The sequence below is a fragment of the Microbacterium sp. 11MF genome, from assembly GCF_000383475.1.
Classification (GTDB): Bacteria; Actinomycetota; Actinomycetes; order Actinomycetales; family Microbacteriaceae; genus Microbacterium; species Microbacterium aquilitoris.
Map to the genome: position 1 here is coordinate 989,417 of NZ_KB911459.1, position 20,254 is coordinate 1,009,670.

At 69.1% G+C, this 20,254-nt stretch carries 18 protein-coding genes; 3 read left to right on the forward strand and 15 right to left on the reverse strand.

The genetic code is table 11. The features are described 5' to 3' along the window. Nucleotides 1-5: 5 nt before the first annotated feature. From H286_RS0104840 to H286_RS0104895, 12 genes are all read right to left on the reverse strand, one after another. Complete coding sequence (locus H286_RS0104840) at nt 6-539, reverse strand: GNAT family N-acetyltransferase (RefSeq protein WP_020097303.1); 534 nt, start codon at nt 537-539, stop codon at nt 6-8. Beyond that, a complete protein-coding gene (gene aroB / locus H286_RS0104845; RefSeq protein WP_020097304.1) occupies nt 536-1,615 on the reverse strand; it encodes a 3-dehydroquinate synthase in 1,080 nt (359 codons plus the stop codon). Before aroB ends, H286_RS0104840 begins: the two co-directional genes overlap by 4 nt. Next, nucleotides 1,612-2,157 (reverse strand): shikimate kinase, encoded by a 546-nt coding sequence (locus H286_RS0104850; protein ID WP_020097305.1) that lies wholly within the window; start codon nt 2,155-2,157, stop codon nt 1,612-1,614. Before H286_RS0104850 ends, aroB begins: the two co-directional genes overlap by 4 nt. After that, nucleotides 2,144-3,370 carry a chorismate synthase gene (aroC, locus tag H286_RS0104855; protein WP_020097306.1) on the reverse strand — a complete coding sequence of 409 codons (1,227 nt, stop codon included), beginning with the start codon at nt 3,368-3,370 and terminating at the stop codon, nt 2,144-2,146. The genes H286_RS0104850 and aroC overlap by 14 nt, the downstream gene beginning before the upstream one ends. Nucleotides 3,371-3,374: 4 nt before the next feature. After that, nucleotides 3,375-4,223: a shikimate dehydrogenase gene (locus H286_RS0104860; RefSeq protein WP_020097307.1), complete on the reverse strand. Its 849-nt coding sequence runs from the start codon at nt 4,221-4,223 to the stop codon at nt 3,375-3,377. Next, nucleotides 4,223-5,623 carry an endolytic transglycosylase MltG gene (gene mltG / locus H286_RS0104865; RefSeq protein WP_020097308.1) on the reverse strand — a complete coding sequence of 467 codons (1,401 nt, stop codon included), beginning with the start codon at nt 5,621-5,623 and terminating at the stop codon, nt 4,223-4,225. The genes H286_RS0104860 and mltG overlap by 1 nt, the downstream gene beginning before the upstream one ends. Before the next feature lie 19 nt (nt 5,624-5,642). Continuing rightward, nucleotides 5,643-6,095: a Holliday junction resolvase RuvX gene (ruvX, locus tag H286_RS0104870; protein WP_020097309.1), complete on the reverse strand. Its 453-nt coding sequence runs from the start codon at nt 6,093-6,095 to the stop codon at nt 5,643-5,645. Next, nucleotides 6,092-8,758, reverse strand: coding sequence for an alanine--tRNA ligase (gene alaS, locus H286_RS0104875; protein ID WP_020097310.1), 2,667 nt, complete (start codon nt 8,756-8,758; stop codon nt 6,092-6,094). Before alaS ends, ruvX begins: the two co-directional genes overlap by 4 nt. Nucleotides 8,759-8,828: 70 nt before the next feature. Then, on the reverse strand, nt 8,829-9,065 hold the full coding sequence (locus tag H286_RS0104880) for a hypothetical protein (protein WP_018186732.1): 237 nt from the start codon (nt 9,063-9,065) through the stop codon (nt 8,829-8,831). A gap of 81 nt (nt 9,066-9,146) precedes the next feature. Further along, complete coding sequence (gene rpsD / locus H286_RS0104885; RefSeq protein WP_018186731.1) at nt 9,147-9,803, reverse strand: 30S ribosomal protein S4; 657 nt, start codon at nt 9,801-9,803, stop codon at nt 9,147-9,149. Nucleotides 9,804-9,942: 139 nt separating this feature from the next. After that, the gene (locus H286_RS0104890) at nt 9,943-11,451 is read right to left on the reverse strand and encodes a tetratricopeptide repeat protein (protein WP_231370887.1); all 1,509 of its coding nucleotides are present in this window, start codon (nt 11,449-11,451) and stop codon (nt 9,943-9,945) included. Beyond that, the gene (locus tag H286_RS0104895) at nt 11,444-12,799 is read right to left on the reverse strand and encodes a replication-associated recombination protein A (RefSeq protein ID WP_081630829.1); all 1,356 of its coding nucleotides are present in this window, start codon (nt 12,797-12,799) and stop codon (nt 11,444-11,446) included. Before H286_RS0104895 ends, H286_RS0104890 begins: the two co-directional genes overlap by 8 nt. A gap of 128 nt (nt 12,800-12,927) precedes the next feature. Between H286_RS0104895 and H286_RS0104900 the strand changes: the two genes are divergently transcribed. From H286_RS0104900 to H286_RS0104910, 3 genes are all read left to right on the forward strand, one after another. Continuing rightward, nucleotides 12,928-13,230 carry a hypothetical protein gene (locus tag H286_RS0104900; RefSeq protein ID WP_020097314.1) on the forward strand — a complete coding sequence of 101 codons (303 nt, stop codon included), beginning with the start codon at nt 12,928-12,930 and terminating at the stop codon, nt 13,228-13,230. Nucleotides 13,231-13,300: 70 nt separating this feature from the next. Then, entirely contained in the window at nt 13,301-14,554 is a 1,254-nt protein-coding gene (locus tag H286_RS0104905; RefSeq protein ID WP_018186727.1) for a DUF349 domain-containing protein, read from the forward strand. Nucleotides 14,555-14,650: 96 nt separating this feature from the next. Next, nucleotides 14,651-15,220, forward strand: a complete 570-nt coding sequence (locus H286_RS0104910; protein WP_036324048.1) for an SAM-dependent methyltransferase — start codon at nt 14,651-14,653, stop codon at nt 15,218-15,220. Here H286_RS0104910 and H286_RS0104915 read toward each other — a convergent pair. The 3 genes from H286_RS0104915 to secD form a co-directional block, all read right to left on the reverse strand. Beyond that, nucleotides 15,199-17,466: a RelA/SpoT family protein gene (locus H286_RS0104915; protein ID WP_018186725.1), complete on the reverse strand. Its 2,268-nt coding sequence runs from the start codon at nt 17,464-17,466 to the stop codon at nt 15,199-15,201. The two genes, H286_RS0104910 and H286_RS0104915, sit on opposite strands and share 22 nt — an antisense overlap. A gap of 69 nt (nt 17,467-17,535) precedes the next feature. Next, the gene (secF, locus tag H286_RS0104920) at nt 17,536-18,525 is read right to left on the reverse strand and encodes a protein translocase subunit SecF (RefSeq protein ID WP_028497396.1); all 990 of its coding nucleotides are present in this window, start codon (nt 18,523-18,525) and stop codon (nt 17,536-17,538) included. Then, nucleotides 18,525-20,240, reverse strand: coding sequence for a protein translocase subunit SecD (secD, locus tag H286_RS0104925; protein WP_018186723.1), 1,716 nt, complete (start codon nt 20,238-20,240; stop codon nt 18,525-18,527). Before secD ends, secF begins: the two co-directional genes overlap by 1 nt. Between the last annotated feature and the right edge of the window lie 14 nt (nt 20,241-20,254).

Below are 20,254 nucleotides of genomic sequence, written 5' to 3' on the forward strand. Positions count from 1 at the left end.
CGACCCTAGTGGGAGGGGCGGTGCATCTGGATCTCGCGCCCAACCTCTGTGTCGAGGGCGAGCCCGGTCGCCGTGAAACCGAGCCGGCGGTAGGCCGCCTGCGCGCGGGCGTTGTCGATGTGGACGTCGAGGGTGAGCCCGTCAGCGCCGACGGCCCGAGCCCACCCGGATGCCGCGGCTACGAGTTGGTCGAGGACGCCCCGCCCGCGGTGGTCGGCGTCGACGAAGACACCCACGAGCTCGGCCCGCGGGGCGGCGACGCGGCGTCCGAGCGCGTCGGTCGCACCGGCATCCCGGACGAGGACGGTCGCAGAGCCGATCCACCGCTCCCCCGAGATCGCGACGAACTGAGCCGCGTTCTCGCCCATCGCCGCATCCGCGGTCCGCGACTGCCAATGCGCGTCGTCCCGGGCCTGCTCCTGCTCGCGGTCGGTCAGGAAGGCGATGGATGCCGCCGGGTCGCTCACCGCGCGGATGCGGAGGTCGCGGACCTCGCGCCACTCCTGCAGACGGATGCGGCGGACCGCGGCATCCGTCACCCGGTGATCTCCTGGTACGCGGCGAACAGCAGCGACTCGTCGGGGGCCTGCATGACGGTCGGCTTGCCGATCGCGTCGAGGACGATGAAGCGGAGCATGCCGGCACGAGACTTCTTGTCGCGCTGCATGACGCCCAGAAGGTGCTGCCAGCCGTCCATGCGGTAGGTCGTCGGGAGGCCGAGCATGTCGAAGATGCGACGGTGCCGGGCGACGTCCTCGTCGGAGAGACGCCCCGCCAGTCGCGACAGTTCGGCGACGTACATCATGCCGATCGAGATGGCGGCGCCGTGACGCCAGCGGTACCGCTCGGCGTGTTCGATGGCGTGCCCCAGGGTGTGCCCGTAGTTCAGGACCTCACGGAGCCCCGCCTCGCGGAAGTCCTCGCTCACGACACGCGCCTTCATCTCGATCGCGAGCTCGATGCAGCGGCGGAACTCGTCGGTCGAGGGGTCGACGGCGGCCTCGGGGTCGCGCTCGACGATGTCGAGGATCTCGGGGAACCAGATGAAGCCGGCCTTCACGACCTCGGCGAATCCGGCGACGATCTCGTTGCGCGGCAACGTGTCCAGCACGTCGAGGTCGCAGATCACCGACCGCGGCGCCCAGAACGCGCCGACGAGGTTCTTCCCCTCGGCCGTGTTGACGCCGGTCTTGCCGCCGACGGCGGCATCCACCATCCCGAGGACCGTCGTCGGGATCTGCACGATCTGCACGCCGCGCAGCCAGGATGCCGCGACGAACCCGGCGAGGTCCGTCACCGCGCCGCCGCCGAAGCCGATGACCGCGTCGGTGCGAGTGAAGTCGGCCTGGCCCATGACCTGCCAGCAGAAGGCCGCGACCTCGATGCGCTTGCCGTCCTCGGCGTCGGGGATCTCTGCGATCAGCACCTCGAGCGCGTCGTCGGCGACGAGGAGGTCTCGGAGCTCCGAGGCCTTCGCCCCCAGGCGCGGGGTGTGGACGATCAGCACCTTCTTCACCGTCGGGGCGAGGTGATCGCGGACTCCGGCGAGGAGTCCCCGCCCGACGTGGATGTCGTAGGGAGTCGCGCCGGTGACGCTGATGGTCGTGTGGGTCATGGGGTGACTCCCGGAATGTCGGCGGCGGGCTCGGCCCAGTCCGCGATGGCGGTCACGATGTTCTCGAGTGGCCCGGATGAGGTGTCGAACGTCGCGTCGGCGACGGATTCGTACAGTGGTCGGCGCTCGGCGTAGATGCGCTCCCAGCGCTGGATCGGCGTCTCGTCGCCCGCCGAGAGCAGGGGGCGGGATGCCGCTTCGCCCAATCGACGCGCGACGACGCGAGGAGCGACGGTGAGGAGCGCGACGCGATGGGCGCGAAGCCGCTCGCGTGTTGTCTCGTCGAGGACCGCTCCGCCACCGAGCGACACGACGCCGCCGCGCGACAGCGCCTCCTCGACCGCATCGCGCTCGAGTTCGCGGAAGCGGGGCTCGCCCTGCGTCGCGAAGAGCTCCGCGATCGCTCCATGCGCTCTCACGACCATCGCATCGGTGTCGTGGAAGGTCCGGCCGAGCCGCTTGGCGACCCGCTTGCCGACACTCGTCTTACCGGCCCCCATCGGACCGATCAGGACGATCGACGACGGCTCAGGCGAGGTCATGCGCGAGGAGTGCCGCCTCGGACGCAGGGGTCGTCTTGAGCGTCTCGGGGATCGCCGCGAGGTAGGTCTCGAGGTTGCGACGCGTCTCACGGATGCTGTCACCGCCGAACTTTTCGAGCACGGCATCGGCGAGCACGATCGCGACCATCGCCTCGGCGACGACGCCCGACGCCGGTACCGCGCAGACGTCCGAACGCTGGTGGTGGGCCGCGGCGGTCTCGCCGGTGGCCACGTCGACCGTGCGCAGCGCGTGCGGGATCGTCGCGATCGGCTTCATGCCGGCCCGGACGCGGAGCACCGTGCCGGTCGACATGCCTCCCTCGGTCCCGCCGGCGCGGTCGGAGGCGCGCGTGATGCCGCCTTCCGTCGCGAAGAGTTCATCGTGCGCGGCGGACCCGCGGCGACGCGTCGTCTCGAACCCGTCGCCGACCTCGACGCCCTTGATCGCCTGGACGCTCATGAGGGCCTGGGCGAGCTTGCCGTCGAGACGGCGGTCCCAGTGCACGTGCGATCCGAGCCCCGGGGGAAGACCGTAGGCGAGCACCTCGACGATGCCGCCGAGGGTGTCGCCGTCCTTCTTCGCGGCATCCACTTCGGCGACCATGCGCTCGGAGGTCGCCGGGTCGAAGCAGCGGAGCGGATCGGCGTCGAGCGCGTCGACGTCGTCGGGACCGGGGAGCTCCGCCCCCTCGGGCACCTGCACGGGACCGATCGACAGGGTGTGGCTCACGAGGCGGATGCCGAGCTCGGACAGAAAGCTGCGGGCGATCGCGCCGAGCGCGACACGAGCGGCCGTCTCGCGGGCGCTGGCGCGCTCGAGGATCGGACGGGCCTCATCGAAGTCGTACTTCTGCATGCCAACGAGGTCGGCGTGACCGGGGCGGGGGCGCGTGAGCGCGGCACCGCGGCCGCGGGAGCGCTCGCTCAACTCGGTGGGCTCGGGGTTCATGACCTCGACCCACTTGGGCCACTCGGTGTTGCCGATGCGAAGGGCGATCGGACTGCCGAGCGAGAGACCGTGTCGGACACCGCCCGAGAGGTTCAGCTCGTCCTCCTCGAACTTCATCCGCGAGCCGCGGCCGTAGCCGAGCTTGCGTCGAGCGAGGTCGGCGCGGATCGCGTCGAGCGAGACGGGGACGCCGGAGGGCAGGCCCTCCATGATGGCGACGAGTTCGGGGCCGTGGGATTCGCCGGCGGTGAGCACGCGGAGCATTGGTCTAGTCTCCCACGAGCGCACGGCGCATGACCGCCACCACATCGGGCTCGCGCGGGAGCGGTTCGTCGACGCCCCCCGTGGCGAACGCCCGGATCTGCAGGACCGCCTGGTGCAGCAGCATCCCCTCTCCCCCCGAGGCGGGCCGCCCGGCGCGGTCCCACGCCCGGGACAAGTCGGTGGGCCAGTGACCGTAGACGACGTCCATGAGCATGCCGCCCGCCGCCGCCAGGGCGTCCGCGGCCCCGGCATCCACCGATACCCCGCCCGGCAGCGTCGCGATCGTCGCATCGACGGCGTCGGTCCGTTCGCCCGCGAGCGGTGCGGCGACGACGCGGACACCGAGCCGCTCCCCCAGGTCGACGAGTCCCTGGACCGCCTCGGGGCGACGTGCGGCGACCTCGACGTCGCGGACGCCGAGCTCGGACAGCGCCACGAGCGCAGCGGATGCCGTCGCCCCCGCGCCGACGATGCGTGCGCGGTCGACGGCGTCGACACCCTGTTCACGGAGCGCGGCGACGATGCCCCCGGCATCCGTGTTGAACGCCCGCCACCCCGTGGGCGTCCGCACCAGCGTGTTCGCCGCACCGACGAGGGTGGCGCGCACGTCGCGCTCGGACGCGACGTCGAACGCCGCGCGCTTCAGCGGCATCGTCAGCGAGAGTCCGCGGTGGTCGGCGCCGAGGGCGGCGAGCTCGCCCGCGAACGACGCCTCGTCGACGCGTCGTCGGCCGTAGGTCCACTCCCAGCCGAGCAACGCGTACGCGGCGGTGTGCATGGCCGGCGACAGGCTGTGCCCGATCGGATCGCCCCAGACTTCCAGAGCGGTGGCCTCCGGGGCGGTGGCCGTCATCAGGAGCAGCCTCCGTCGGGGTTGTCGCGGCACCACTTCTGGTACTGGGCGACGGCTTTCTCATGCTCAGCGAAGGTCGCCGAGAAGACGGTCTCCCCCGTGTCGAGGTTGACCGTGACGAAGTACTGCCACGGTCCCTCGGCCGGGTTCAGAGCCGCCTTCATGGCGAGCTCTCCCGGGTTCGCGATGGGGGTGACCGGCAGACCCTTTTTCTTGTACGTGTTCCACCCGTTGTCGTCCGCGAGCTCCTCGGCGCGCGAACTCGTCCCGCCCTCGCGGTCGGCGAACGGGTACTGGGCGGTCGAGTCCATCTGCAGGAGACCGTTGGTGTCGCTGATCGCAGGATCCAACCGGTTCTGGATCACGCGGGAGACCTTATAGAAGTCGTCCTCGTAGCGGCCTTCCTTTTCGATGATCGACGCGATCGTGAGGATCTTCTCCCGTTGATCGGCGGGCACGCCGGCGTCGTCGAGGGCTGCGATGGTCCGGTCGACCATCGTCTGAACGACCTCTTTCGCGGTCACGCCGGGGTTGAAGGTGTACGTCGCCGGGAACAGCCATCCTTCGAGACTCGGCGCCTTCACCCCGTAAGCAGCGGGGTCCTTGACGGCCGCCTCGACGTCGGCGACAGGCAGCCCGACGCCTTCGGCGATGCGCGGGACCGACTGCGCGACCGTCAGGCCCTCGCGCAGCTGGGCGGTGTACTCCTGCTTGTTCGCGGGATCGAGCAGAGCCTCGAACGCCGCTTGCGAGGTCATCTTCTTCTGCAGGGAGTACACGCCCGGTTTGAGGACGTTCGGATCCTCTCCGTTGTCGATCAGATAGGAGTAGAACGCGTCGGAGGTCTTCGTGACCCCCGCATCGAAGAGGGCGCGGGAGATGTCGGCACCCGTCTGGCCCGAGAGGACCGTGACGCTCGCCTCGCCTTCGGCGAGACCGGCCTCGTAATCCTTCGGCTCCTCCCATCCGAGGACCTTCCGGATCTGATCCTCGTAGGTGTTGAACACGGCGAACCCGCCGCCGACCAGCCCGCCGATGATCGCGATGATGATGACGAAGACGCCCCACGCGGCGACCCGGCTCTTGCGCCGGTCACGGTCCTGCCGGTGCGGTGCGGCGGACGGGGCCTTCAGCCCCTCGTCCTCGAAGAGCGCGTCGATCGGGGCGGTCGACGAGGCGGTCGCCCGCTCGGTCGGGCGAGGACGCGGAGCAGCAGCGGATGCTGCCTCTTCCCGCTGCCCACCGGGGGCGGCTCCGGCGTCCGTCGCCGACCCCGTCGGCTCCTGGCTCTGCGCCCTCCGAGCGGCCCGACGCGACGACGGGATCGCCCCGTCCGTCGGAGCGGAAGGATCTGCCGGGAAGGTCTCGGGGCGGTCGTCGCGCGAGGGGGTCTCGGACATCGGTGGACTCCTGCGTCTCCTACAGCGCCGCACCGGCCGGGTTACCGGTGCTCTTCTCGACGTCGATCGCCTGCTGGAGGAGGACGACCGCGGCGATCTGGTCGACAATCCTACGAGACGACTTCTGCGAACGCCCGTTCTGACGGAGCACGGCGTTCGCCGAAACGGTGCTCAGCCGCTCGTCGACCATTCGGATGGGCGCATCGACGGCGGCGGAGAGCTCGGTGGCGAACTCGCGTGCATCCGTCGTCGATGCGGTCTCGGTGCCCCCGAGGCTGATCGGAAGACCGACGAGGATCTCGATCGGGTCGTACTCGCGCGCGATCTCGACGATGCGCGCGACCGAGGTCTCGGAGCGGGGAACCGTCTCGACGGGGACGGCGAGCATCCCGTCCGGATCGCACCGAGCGACCCCGACGCGGGCTCGCCCGACGTCGATCCCGAGTCGGACCCCGCGACGGAAACCGCTCACGCGGTCGCGCCCTCCAGTGCCGCGACGATGCCGCTCAGCGCGGTCGGCAGAGCGGACGCATCCGTTCCGCCTCCCTGAGCCACATCGTCACGGCCGCCGCCGCCGCCGCCGAGCACACCGGCAGCGGTCTTCGCGAGCAGGCCGGCCTTGGCACCCGCGGCGCGCGCGGCCTCGTTCGTGGCGACGATGATGATCGGACGCCCACCGGCCTCACCCGCGAGGGCGACGACACCGGCGTCGGAACCGAGACGCTCGCGCACCTGCAGCGCGAGGGTCCGCAGGTCGTCTGCGGAGGCGACCGAGCCGATCGACTGCGCCACCACACGGTAGGAACCGGCGGAGACGGCGGATGCCGCAAGAGTCGGGACCCGCTCGCCGAGGGCCTTCGCCTCGAACTGGGCGATCTTCTTCTCTGCCGCCTTGAGGCTCGCCTGGAGCTCCGCGATGCGGGCGGGCAGCTGGTCACGCGGGATCTTCAGTCCCGAGGTGAGCTGGGACACGATCGCCCGCTCGGCCGCGAGCTCGCGGAACGCATCCTGACCCACGAGGGCCTCGACGCGGCGGTTGGAGGCGCCGACCGACGACTCCCCCACGAGGTTGATGAGCCCGACCTGGGCGCTCGAGGACACATGAGTGCCGGCGCACAGCTCGCGCGACCAGGGGCCGCCGATGTCGACCATCCGCACGGTGTCGCCGTACTTCTCGCCGAACAGCGCCATGGCGCCCGCGGCCTTCGCCTCGTCGAGCGACATGACCCGGGTCGTGACCTCCAGGTCGTCGCGGACGGCGTTGTTGGCGATCTCCTCGATCTCGCTCCGGGTCTCGGGCGAGAGCGCCTGACCCCACGAGAAGTCGAACCGCAGATATCCTGCGCGGTTGAGGGAGCCCGCCTGGGTGGCGCTCTTCCCGAGGGTGTCGCGCAGAGCGGCGTGAACGAGGTGGGTGGCGGAGTGAGCCTGCGCGGCCGCACGGCGGTTCGCGGCATCCACCACCGTCGTCGCGGCGTGACCGACGGCGACCTCGCCCGTGGTCACCTCGACCGTGTGGCTGATGAGACCGGGGACGGGCTTCTGCACGTCGAGGACCTCGAGTTCGTAGCCCGGACCGACGATGACGCCCTTGTCAGCGACCTGGCCGCCGGACTCCGCGTAGAGGGCGGTCTCGGCGGTGATGACCTCGGCGATCTGCCCCTGCGCGGCACGATCGGCCGGGGCGCCGTCGACGAGGATGCCGAGGATCCGGGACTCCGTCTCGAGATCCGTGTATCCCGTGAAGACCGTCTCACCCAGCGCGCGGAAGTCGCGGTAGACGCTCGTGTCGGCGAGCTGACGCTTGCGCGAGCGGGCGTCGGCCTTGGCGCGGTCCCGCTGCTCCTTCATGAGGGTGTCGAATCCGGCGCGGTCGACCGTGAGGCCGGCTTCCTCGGCGATCTCGAGCGTGAGGTCGATCGGGAAGCCGTACGTGTCGTGCAGCAGGAACGCCTGCGAGCCGCTCAGCGCGGTCGACTGCGTGGACTTCGCGGACTCGATCGAGGTGTCGAGGATCTCCGACCCGCTCGCGAGGGTGCGCAGGAACGTCGCCTCCTCGGCCAGCGCGTACTGCGACAGCCGGGCGTAGTCGGTCTCGACGACGGGGTACGACTCCTTCATGGCGTCCCGGGAGACGGCGAAGAGCTCCGCGAACGTCGGTCCCTCGACGCCCAGCAGACGCATCGAGCGGATCGCGCGGCGCATGAGACGGCGCAGGATGTAGCCGCGGCCGTCGTTGGCCGGAGTGACGCCGTCGGACAGGAGCATGAGCGACGAGCGGATGTGGTCCGCCACCACACGGAAGCGAACGTCGTCGTCGTGGTTCTCGCCGTACCGCTTGCCCGAGAGCTCCACGGCCTTGTCGAGGACGGGACGGACCTGGTCCGTCTCGTACATGTTGTCGACACCCTGCTTGATGAACGCGACGCGCTCGAGCCCCATACCGGTGTCGATGTTCTGCGCGGGCAGATCCCCGATGATGTCGAACTCGTACTTCGAGCGCACGTTCGTGATCTCGTACTGCATGAACACGAGGTTCCAGATCTCGACGTAGCGGTCGTCATCCGTGGCGGGTCCGCCGTCGACGCCGTACTCGGGACCGCGGTCGAAGAAGATCTCGGAGCACGGGCCGGCGGGACCGGGAAGCCCCGTGGTCCAGTAGTTGGTGTCCTTGCCCAGGCGCTGGATGCGCTCCTCGGGGAGGCTCGAGTGCTCGAGCCAGAGCTGGATCGCCTCGTCGTCCTCCTCGTAGACGGTGACCCAGAGGTCCTTCGGATCGAATCCGAGCCCCCCGTCGTCGTCGGGCGTGGTGAGGAGCTCCCAGGCGTACCGGATCGCGTCCTTCTTGAAGTAGTCGCCGAACGACCAGTTGCCCAGCATCTGGAAGAACGTGCCGTGACGCGGGGTCTTGCCGACCTCTTCGATGTCGTTCGTGCGGATGCACTTCTGGTTGTCCGCCGCACGCTTGTAGGGCGCGGGAACATCGCCCGAGAGATACGGGATGAAGGGGACCATGCCGGCGACGGTGAACAGCAGCGCCGGGTCGTCGCTGACGAGGGATGCCGAGGGCACGATCGTGTGCCCGCGCTTCTCGAAGTAGTCCAGGTAGCGCCGGGCGATCTCAGCGGTCTTCATCGTGTGTCCTCAAACTGCATGCGGGATCGGTCGCGTCCCAGGGGCCGCGACCGGGAGATGGGGAAGTGGGTCAGTCGCCCTGCGGGGCGGACGCGGCATCCTTCGACAGGGCGTCCTGCGCGTCGGCGACGATGCCCTCGATCTTCGCCTCCTGCGTCCGGTAGGCCTCGCCCATCCGGTCGGTGAACTCGGAGATGCGGAGGTCGACCTCGGAAAGGAGTTCCTGGCCTCGCGGGTCCTTGTTGACCAGGTGCGCGGCGACGAAGCCGGCGACGATGCCCATCAGGAACCAGAGGACTTTCTTCATGGGGTCCATGTTAGGTGCAAAGCAGAAGGGGCGCCGGGTGAACCCGACGCCCCTTCGAACCGCTGAGCGGTCGAACCTCGCTTAGCGCGCGGCGTAGTACTCGACGACGAGCTGGACTTCACAGGTCACCGGGACCTCGGCGCGCTTGGGGCGACGCTCGAGACGGGCCTGGAGCTTGTCGAGCTCGACCGACAGGTAACCGGGAACCGGGGGCAGGACTTCGGCGTGACCGCCGGCGGCTGCGACCTGGAACGGCTCGAGAGCCTCGCTCTTGGCCTTGACGTGGATCGTCTGGCCCGGCTTCACGCGGAAGGACGGGCGGTCGACGAGCTGGCCGTCGACGAGGATGTGTCGGTGCACGACGAGCTGACGCGCCTGCGCCGTCGTGCGGGCGAAGCCCGAACGGAGCACGAGCGAGTCGAGACGCATCTCGAGGAGCTCGACGAGGTTCTCACCGGTCAGACCCTCCGTGCGGCGGGCCTCGTTGAAGGTGTTGCGCATCTGCTTCTCGCGGATGCCGTACTGCTCGCGCAGACGCTGCTTCTCGCGAAGACGGACGGCGTAGTCGCTGTCCTGCTTGCGCTTGGTGCGGCCGTGCTCACCGGGAGCGTAGGGACGCTTCTCGAGGTAGCGGGCGGCCTTGGGGGTCAGTGCGACGCCGAGGGCGCGCGAGAGGCGCACCTTGCGGCGGTCCTGGGACTTCGTTGCCACGAAATCTTCCTTCCATGACGTGGCCATGTCTTTCACGGCTCACGGGCGTATCGCCGTCTCTCGCCCTTTCGGACTGCACGCCGGGGCACGCCGAAAGGTGGGAAAGAGAGAAGAGGATGCCCGAAAACACGGTTTCGAGCCGATTAAGCCTAACAGACGGTTGGGATCATCCCTGGCCGCGAGCCAGATCGAGTGCACCGGGCGGGTAGAAGGGGAACGCATCCGGGTGGAGGTCATCGAGCCGGTACCAGCCGACCGACGTCTCACCGTCGAGAACCTGGATCCGCTCGTCGACGCTCAGGGCATCGAGCTCGGGACTGCTCACCGCGAAGAGGTACGCGATCTCGTGTCCGGGCCGGCCCTCGTTGTCGAAGATGTTCTCGATGACCCCGAGGAGCCGCGACTCCGTCACCGTCGCCCCGAGTTCCTCTGCGAGCTCTCGGCGGACGGCCGCCTCGGCCGTCTCCCCCGGTTCCACACCGCCGCCCGGAGCCCGCAAGAAGGCCGGGCGGACCGTCGTCGCCGGATACAGCTCCCCCAGGATGAACCCGTCCCTCATGACGACCGCCACCGAGATCACGCGGATGCGAGGGCGGGAACGGACCTCGGCTGCGTAGGCGCGGAGCGCCCGGCCGTAGAGCGGTATCCCGTCAGCGAGAGCCGCGAGGGCGGTGCGGAGCGCACGGACGGCTTTGTCGTCGTCGTACAGGGCGAGCGCTCGGAAGCCGGCCGCGGCGCCCGCCAACGGGTCGGTCGGCGGGACGTCCCTCAGAATGGCGATCGCGCCCGAGGCATCCCCCACGTTGCGCAGGGAACTCGCCAGCTGGATCCTCGCCTGCGTCTCGTAGGGAAACTCGAGCCCCGCAGCGAGCGCCGCGCGATAGAGCGGGATCGCCGCCGCCTCCTCCCCCAGGAAGTCCTCGACGGACGCACGCTCGAACAGGGCTCGAGGGTCGCTGCCGGGAGTCCCCGCGAGCGCGCCGCTCATCGCGGCGCGGAGCTCGTCGGGCTTCTCTTCGTCGGCCGCCGCCCACACATCGTCGATCCTCCGGCCGAGGTCATCGGCCCCGCCTGCTGCAGGTGCATCGCCGCTCAGCATCGCTCGGACGCGCCGCTGCAGCGGTTCCAGCCCCACGTCGACGTTCGCGTCACGCGCGAAGACGGTGAGTCCGCGCAGCGCCACGCCGGCATCACTCAGCTCGCCGGACAGCAGATGGGCGAAGAAGGCGGCATCCGGGACCTCGCGCACGGTGCCGTGCTCGAGCTCATCCCATTCCGGCGGGCCTTCCGGGACGCAGTCCGCGGCGATCAGGACGTGCTGACGCCGCGTCGAGTTGGCGCCGCTCCACTCGGAGCCCGCCTCCACGACGATGCCCGCCCGATAGCCGGTCTCTTCGCGGAGTTCCCGGACGCCCGCCTCTCGCGGCGACTCACCCGGATCGACGGCGCCCCCGGGGATCTCGGCGATGACACGCTGCGGGCCGACCCGGAATTGATCGAAGAGGACCACCGTGCCATGCGGGGTGAAGGCGATGACCGCGATCGTGTCGCCCTGGTCGAGGACGTCCCAGTCGGCGCGCGCGCCGTCCGGCATCCGGTACACGTCGCGCCGGATCCGGGTGAAGCCGTCGTAGACGACCTCACCCGATTCGCGCACCCACCGAGGATCAGTCACCGAGGATCTTCCGGATCTTCTCGAGTCGGGCGGAGATGTCCCGCTCCACACCCCGACCGGTCGGCTCGTAATAGCGGCGACCACGCAGCTCGTCGGGCAAGTACTGCTGCGTCGCGACGCCGACATCGAGATCGTGCGGGTACACGTACCCCTTGCCGTGACCCAGGCGCTTCGCTCCGGCGTAATGCGCGTCCCTCAGGTGGATCGGCACCCGGCCGAAACCGCCGGCACGGACGTCCGCGATCGCCGCGTTGATCGCGGTGTACGCGGCGTTCGATTTCGCCGTGGTCGCGAGGTAGGCGGTCGCTTCCGCCAGGGGGATGCGTCCCTCCGGCATCCCGATGAACGCAACCGCGTCAGCCGCGGCGACCGCGATCTGGAGCGCCTGCGGGTCGGCGAGTCCGATGTCCTCCGCGGCGGAGATGACGAGGCGCCGCGCGATGAACCGGGGATCCTCACCGGCTTCGATCATTCGGGCGAGGTAGTGGATCGCGGCATCCGGGTCGGATCCGCGGATCGACTTGATGAAGGCACTGATGACGTCGTAGTGCTCGTCGCCCTGCCGGTCGTACCGCAGCAGCGCGCGGTCGACGGCCTGCGCGACGTGCTCCGCCGTGATGACCGGCGGGGCGGTCTCCTCGGCGCCGTCATCCGATTCGTCGGTCGGCTCCGCGGGTTCAGCCATGGACGCCGCGGCCTCGAGCGAGGTCAACGCACGCCGCGCGTCACCGGATGCGAGGTGGACCAACGCGGCGCGCGCCTCGTCCGACAGGCTGACCGCACCCGCGAGTCCCCTCGCGTCGCTGACGGCTCGGTCGATCAGCATCCCGAGGTCCGCATCGGTGAGCGGCTGCAGGGTGAGCAGAAGCGACCGCGACAGCAGCGGCGAGATGACCGAGAAGGAAGGGTTCTCGGTGGTCGCGGCGATGAGGATGACCCACCCGTTCTCGACACCCGGGAGCAGCGCATCCTGCTGAGCCTTCGTGAAGCGGTGGATCTCATCGAGGAAGAGGATCGTGGAGGCGCCGTAGAGGTCGCGCTGCGTCATCGCCTCCTGCATGACCTCGCGGACGTCCTTGACGCCGGCAGTCACCGCGGACAGCTCCACGAACCGACGGCCCGACGTCCGCGCGATCGCTTGCGCCAGCGTCGTCTTCCCCGTCCCCGGCGGCCCCCACAGGATCACGGACACCGCGCCGGTGGTCGCGCGCCCCGAATCTGCGAGGGCGACGAGCGGCGAACCGGGGCGCAGCAGATGCGTCTGACCGGCCACCTCGTCGAGAGATGCCGGTCGCATCCTGACGGCCAGTGGCGTCGCTCCACGGAAAAGCGCGTCACTCTGTGCCATCGTCCCAGGCTAATCGCCGTCACCGACATCCCGGGTCGAGGCATGGCCGCCGGGTTTTGTCGCGAGCGCGCGAGCCGAATAATCTGCAGGTGGCTGGGCTAGTGCGCAGCCCCGACGGAAGGATCGCCGTGGCAGCGGGCAAGAGCAGGCCGCGCGCAAGCGCACAGGAACGGGAGCGCGTCCGCCTCTATGAGGCGCGCCGACGCTTCAACGCGTCGCTGGTGCAGCGCCGCCGCCGCGACAACGTGATCGCCGGCGTCGCGGGCGGCATCCTTCTTCTGGGGATCCTGGCGGGTCAGGCGGCCTACTACACCGTGGGCCCCGGAACTCCCGGACCCGCACCGAGCCCGACTCCGACCTCGACGACGAGCGAGACACCCGCGCCGTCGCCCACGGCGACGGATTCGCCGACGCCCACTCCGACCCCGTGACCGCCGCGTACTAGGCTGAGTCACTAATCCGACCCCCCATGCGGCGCATGCCGCCGACGAGGTGACCCCCGTGAGTTCCGCCACCCCCGAATCCGCCGAGACCCAGCCGTGGGGCCGCGTCGACGACGACGGCACCGTCTCCGTCCGTGAGGGCGACCAGTGGCGCGTCGTCGGCCAGTACCCCGACGGCACCCCCGAAGAGGCGCTCGCCTACTTCGAGCGCAAGTATGCAGACCTCGCCTCCGAGGTGACGCTGCTCGAGGTGCGCCACCGTCGGGGCGGCGCCTCGGCATCCGACCTGCGCGGCACCGCCCGGACGATCCGTGAACGGCTCGACGGCGCTGCCGCAGTCGGCGACCTGGCCACGCTCGAGGCACGCGTCACCGCACTGGAGGGGGCACTGTCCGAGGCGAGCGCGGAAGAGGCGCAGGCGCAGCGGGCAGCAGTGGATGCCGCCGTCGCCGAGCGCGAGAGCATCGTCGCCGAGATCGAGGCGATCGCCGCCAAGGACCCGCGCTCCATCCAATGGAAGCAGACGACGGCGGACGTAGCCGCGCTGTTCGCACGCTGGCAGGAGCACCAGAGCACCGGCCCCCGCCTGCCCAAGGCGGTCGGTCAGCAGCTCTGGAAGCGATTCCGTGACGCACGTGCCGTCGTCGACAAGAACCGGCGCGAGTTCTACTCGAGCCTCGACGAGCAGCACAAGAGCGCCCGCGATGCGAAGACGCGCCTCGTCGAGCGCGCCGAGGCGCTGGCGCCGAGGGGTGAGGATGGCATCTCGGCGTACCGCGAGCTGCTCGACCAGTGGAAGAGCGCCGGCCGCGCCGGAAAGAAGGCGGACGACGCTCTCTGGGCCCGGTTCAAGGCAGCCGGCGACGTCCTCTACGGCGCGCGCATCGAACGCGAGAACGCGGACGTAGAAGCATCGAAGGAGAAGATCGAGGCCAAGCGCGCTCTGCTCGACGAAGCTGCCGCCGTCGCGAAGGAGAAGGACAACGCCAAGGCGCGCACACTCCTCACGAACATCCAGCGCCGCTGGGACGAGATCGGTCGGGTGTTCCCGCGCGACACCGAGCGCGGGCTGGACGACCAGCTCCGCAAGGTCGAGACCACGCTGAAGTCCCGCGAGGACGAGGACTGGAAGCGCAACAACCCCGAGACGAAGGCGCGTCAGAACGACATGACGAGCCAGCTCCAGGACGCCATCACCAAGCTCGAAGAAGAACTCGCGGCCGCAGAGGCCACGAAGGACAAAGCCGCCATCGCCAAGGCGAAGGACGCTCTCGAAGCCCGCAAGGGCTGGCTGCGCGCCCTCGGCGGCTGACACCTCGTACCGACAGAGAGCGGAGCACTCCCCCGGGGTGCTCCGCTCTCTGTGTTCTCCACAGAGGTGTCGGCAGTCCGACGGCGACGCACCTCGATGGCGCAGACTGCCCTCATGTGGCCGTTCCTCTACTTCGCCGATGATCGGTTGTCGACTGCGGAGCTGACTGCCGCCCGTCTCGACGGCGACCTGGTGGAGGTCGGCGAGGCGTTCATGCCGGCGGACGCCGTCGAGACACGAGAGCTGCGCGCAGCATCCTTCCGCTCCATCGGCGGGCCGGAGCGCGCAGTCACCCACGCGAGCGCGGCGTGGGTGCACGGTGCCATCCCGGACCCGCCGCTCATTCACACTCTGCAGCGCGCCGGCCGGCGGCGAGCAGCCTTCCCGGTCGACGCGCGCATCCGGTTCCGGGATGTCGCGCTACCCGCCGGCGACGTCGAGCTCATCAGCGGCATCGCTGTGACGACGCCCGTCCGCACCCTCGTCGACCTCGTCCGCGACGCCGTGGTCGGCGGATCGCCGCGCCACCTGGTCGATGACATGCTCGCGTGGCGACCGGACCTCCTCACCGATGCGGTCATCTGGATCGACGCGGCGGGGCCCATCCACCACAAACGGGCGGCGGCCGCAGAACTACGGCGGCGTCAGGAAGACGTGACCCGGTAGACGTCGTAGACGGCGTCGATGCGCCGGACGGCGTTCAACACGCGATCGAGGTGGACGGTGTCGCCCATCTCGAAGACGTAACGACTGAGCGCGAGACGGTCGTTGGTCGTCTGCACGGATGCCGACAGGATGTTCACGTGGTGTTCGCTGAGCACTCGCGTGATGTCGCTGAGCAGGCCCGAACGGTCGAGCGCCTCCACCTGGATGTGCACGAGGAAGACGCTCTTCGACGTCGGAGCCCAGGACACGTCGATCAGTCGATCGGGCTGATCGCGGAGCGAGCCGACGTTCGTGCAGTCTGCTCGGTGCACCGACACACCGCTTCCACGGGTCACGAAGCCCACGATCTCGTCGCCCGGCACCGGTGTACAGCACTTGGCGAGCTTGACGAGGATGTCGGGGGCACCGCGGACGAGGACACCGGAGTCGCCGCCGCGCGGCGCCTTCGAGCGCCCTACGGCCGGCAGGTCGATGGGACCGGTGGAGGTCTCCTCCTCCTCGGAACGGACGAGCGCGGTCACCTTCTCGATGACGGACTGCGTCGACACGTGGCCTTCGCCGACCGCCGCGTAGAGCGCGGTCACGTCTTCGTACCGGAGCTGGTGGGCGACAGCGGTGAACGAGTCCTGGCTCATGAGCCGCTGCAGCGGTAGGTTCTGTCGGCGCATCGCGCGGGCGATCGCGTCCTTGCCCTGCTCGACGGCCTCGTCTCTGCGTTCCTTCGTGAACCAGCCGCGGATCTTGTTGCGCGCTCGGGTGCTCTTGACGAAGGCCAGCCAGTCCTGGCTCGGCCCGGCATCCGGATTCTTCGAGGTGAACACCTCGACGACGTCACCCGAGTGGAGTTCGGACTCGAGGGGAACGAGCCTGCCGTTGACCTTCGCCCCCATCGTGCGGTGGCCGATCTCGGTGTGCACCGCGTACGCGAAGTCGACCGGGGTCGCCCCCGCGGGAAGCCCCACGACACGACCCTTCGGGGTGAAGACGTAGACCTCCTTCGCACCGATCTCGAAGCGCAGCGAGTCGAGGAACTCACCGGGGTCTGCGGTCTCTGCCTGCCAGTCGGAGATGTGCGCGAGCCAGGCCATGTCCTGGTCGATCGCCTTGGAGTCCGCCTTGCCGCCGGCGATCTGCTCTTTGTACTTCCAGTGCGCCGCGACGCCGTACTCGGCCTGCTGGTGCATCTCGTGCGTGCGGATCTGGATCTCCACCGTGCGTCCGCCGGGACCGATGACCGTCGTGTGGAGCGACTGGTAGAGGTTGAACTTCGGCGTCGCGATGTAGTCCTTGAACCGGCCGGGGATCGGCGTCCATCGTGCGTGGATCGCACCGAGGACGGCGTAGCAATCCCTGACCGTGCCCACCATGATGCGGATGCCGATGAGGTCGTAGATGTCGTCGAACTCGCGACCGCGGACCACCATCTTCTGGTACACGGAGTACAGCTGCTTGGGCCGCCCCATGACGCGTCCGCGGATGCGGAGGTCTCGCAGGTCCGCCTCGACGTTGTCGATGACCGTGTGCACGTACTGCTCGCGCTGCGGGGTGCGCTGCTTCACGAGCGAGTCGATCTCGGCGTAGAGCTTGGGGTGGAGCACCGCGAACGACAGATCCTCGAGCTCGCTCTTGGCGGTCTGGATGCCGAGACGGTGCGCCAGCGGCGCGTAGATCTCGAGCGTCTCGCGGGCCTTCTTGGCGGCCTTCTCGGGAGGGACGAACCCCCAGGTGCGAGCGTTGTGCAGGCGGTCCGCGAGCTTGATCAGCAGAACGCGGATGTCTTTGGACATCGCGACGATCATCTTGCGGACGGTCTCCGCCTGCGCAGCGTCGCCGTACTTGACCTTGTCGAGCTTCGTGACGCCGTCGACCAGCATCGCGACCTCGTCGCCGAAGTCGGCGGTCAGCTGATCGAGCGAGTAGTCGGTGTCCTCGACCGTATCGTGCAGGAGGGCCGCGGCGATCGCGCGTGGACCGAGGCCGAGTTCGGCGAGGATCTGCGCGACCGCGAGCGGATGCGTGATGTACGGCTCGCCGCTCTGGCGCTTCTGGGACGCGTGCGCTTTCGCCGCCGTCCGGTACGCGCGCTCGACGATCGCGATGTCGCCCTTGGGGTGGTGAACGCGCACCGTCCGCATGAGCTCTTCGAGGGCGTCGCGAGACGGCGCCCGCGAGAAGATGCGCGGCACGAGCCTGCGCAGCGATTGCCCGCCCGTCGCAGACCCTGTCGGAGTGACCGCTTCAGCCATGCGATCGCCTCCTGTATGCCCGTACGCGCCTGGAACTGGAGGTCAATCCTACGCCCGCGCGCATCCGGCTCAGACCGCGGCGACGGCTGCCGAGCGAGCCTCCACGACACGCTGGTCGCGCGCCTTGAGGTCGGCCTCGTTCTCGCGCAGGAGCGAGTACAGCGGCGCAGCGACGAACAGCGTGGAGTACGCCGCGACGATCGTTCCGACGAAGATCGACAGCGAGATGTCCGTCAGGGTCTGAGCCCCGAGCCACAGGGCGCCGATGAAGAGGATCGCCCCCGTCGGCAGCACCGCCACGACGGTCGTGTTGATCGATCGGATGAGGGTCTGGTTCACGGCGAGGTTGACCGACTCGCCGAAGGTCCGACCGGACTTCTCGCCGTCCTCGAAGGTGTTCTCGCGGATCTTGTCGAAGACGACCGTGGTGTCGTACAGCGAGTAGGACAAGATCGTGAGGAAGCCGATCACGGCCGCAGGCGAGATCTCGAAGCCGAACAGCGCGTAGACGCCCACGGTGACGACGAGCACGTCGACCAGACCGATCATGGCGGCGACCGACATCTTGAAGGTACGGAAGTACAGCGCGAGGATCACGAACGTCAGTACGAGGAAGATCGCCAGGCCCCAGAGGGATTGACGAGTCACGCTCTCCCCCCAGCTCGGCCCGATGAACGACGAGCTGACGCTCTTGTCCGACACCCCGTACGCCTCGACGAGAGCCGAGGTGACCTCGCGGGTCTCGATCTCACCCATCTGGTCGGTCTGGATGCGGAGGCTGTCGTCGCCGACCGTCGTGACGCGCGGCGCGGCGTCCGGGACGACCGACTGGACCGCCTTGGTCGCGAGCAGCTGGTCGGGCTTGGCGACGTCGTTGACGGTGAACTGCGATCCGCCGGTGAACTCGATCGAGAACTGGACCGGACGGAAGACCGGCACGAGCGCCGAACCGATCACGAGGATCGCCGCGATCAGGAACCAGAGACGGCGACGGCCGACGAACGGGAAGGAGACCTTGCCCGTGTAGAGATCGTTACCGAAATCACTCATGGAACGCATCAGTCGTTCCCCTCCCCTGCCGAGCGGTTGGTGCCGCTCTGCTCCGCGAGCTTGCGCTCAGCGATGGTCTGTCGGCGGACGGCTTCGCTGCGGGACCGCGACGAGCGCTTCTCGGCCTGGGACTTGCCGCCGGCGGCGACGGGTGCGCGGAACTGCGCACGACCACGGTAGACGGCACCGAGTGCGGTCGGGTCGAGACCCGAGAGCGGATGCCCCCCGCCGAAGAAACGCGTCCGCGCGAGCAGCTGCATCACAGGGTGCGTGAAGAGCACGAAGATCAGCACGTCGATGACGGTGGTCAGACCCAGCGTGAAGGCGAAGCCCTTCACCGTCGAGTCGGCCAGGATGTACAGCACGACGGCGGCGAGGATGTTGATCGACTTCGAGATGTAGATCGTGCGCTTGGCGCGATCCCAGCCGTCTTCGACGGCACCGGTAATCGACTTGCCGTCGCGGAGTTCGTCCCTGACGCGCTCGAAGTAGACGATGAACGAGTCGGCCGTGAAGCCGATCGTCACGATCAGGCCGGCCACACCCGCAAGCGAGAGTCGGAACCCCATCCGCCACGCGAGGATGCAGAGGGTGATGTAGGTGAGGACGCCCATGACCGCGAGCGAGGCGATGATGACCGAGCCGAGGGCACGGTAGACCGTCAGCGAGTAGATGGCGACCAGGGCGAGACCGATGAGTCCGGCGACGAGACCGATGAGCAGCTGCTGCGATCCGAGCGTCGCCGAGATCGAGTTGCTGCTCTGGACCTCGAAGCTCAGCGGAAGAGCGCCGTACTTGAGCTGATCCGCGAGCGTCTTCGAGGTCTCCTGGTCGAAGTTGCCGGTGATCTGCGGCTTGCCGTCGGTGATCACGGCGTTCATCGACGGAGCGGAGATGACCTCGCCGTCCAGGACGAAGGCGAACTGGTTCTGCGGCGACTGCAGGTTGAAGAGCCGCTGGCTGATGTCGCCGAAAGTCTTGGTGCCGGCGCCGTTGAAGACGATGTTGACGGCCCACTGGCCGTTCTGCGAGTTCAGACCGTTGGTCGCGTCGGAGATCGCGGAGCCAGTGAGCTCCACGGGCCCCAGGAGGTACTTGGCCGAACCGTCCGCGTCGCAGGTGATCAGCGGCTGATCCGCGGGTTCCTGGGCCGGGTCGTTCGCGGGCTTCGCGCAGTCGTAGGCGAGGAACTCGGCCTGCACCTCTTCCGTCGCCCACGACAGATCGCTGCCGTTCGTCGGCGCCGGAGTGGGAGTCGCGTTCAGGGACGGACCGGGCGTCGGGTACGGGGTCTGCTTGCCGTCGTCACCGACGAACGTGTTGCTCGGGGCCGCCGTGTAGAGGACGGCCCGCAGCTGCATCTGCGCCGAACGGCCGATGCGGTCGCGCGTCTCCTCGTCGGCGATGCCCGGAAGCTGCACCACGATCTGGTTGCCCGCCTGCGTCGTGATGTCGGTCTCGCCGACACCCGAGGCATCCACACGCTGACGGATGATCGAGACCGCCTGCTGCATCTGATCCGCTGTGGGCTGAGCGCCCTCCCGGGTCTGCGCCTGCAGGATGATCTGCGTGCCGCCCTGGAGGTCGAGCGCCAACTCGGGCACCCACGAACTCTTCTCGAAGAGGATGACGCCCGCGGCGTTCACCCCGAAAAGCACGGCGGTCAGGGCGAGAAGTCCGATGAGTGCGCGCCAGGCGCGGCGGACGGGGGTGGATGAAGCCACGGAGGGAACTTTCT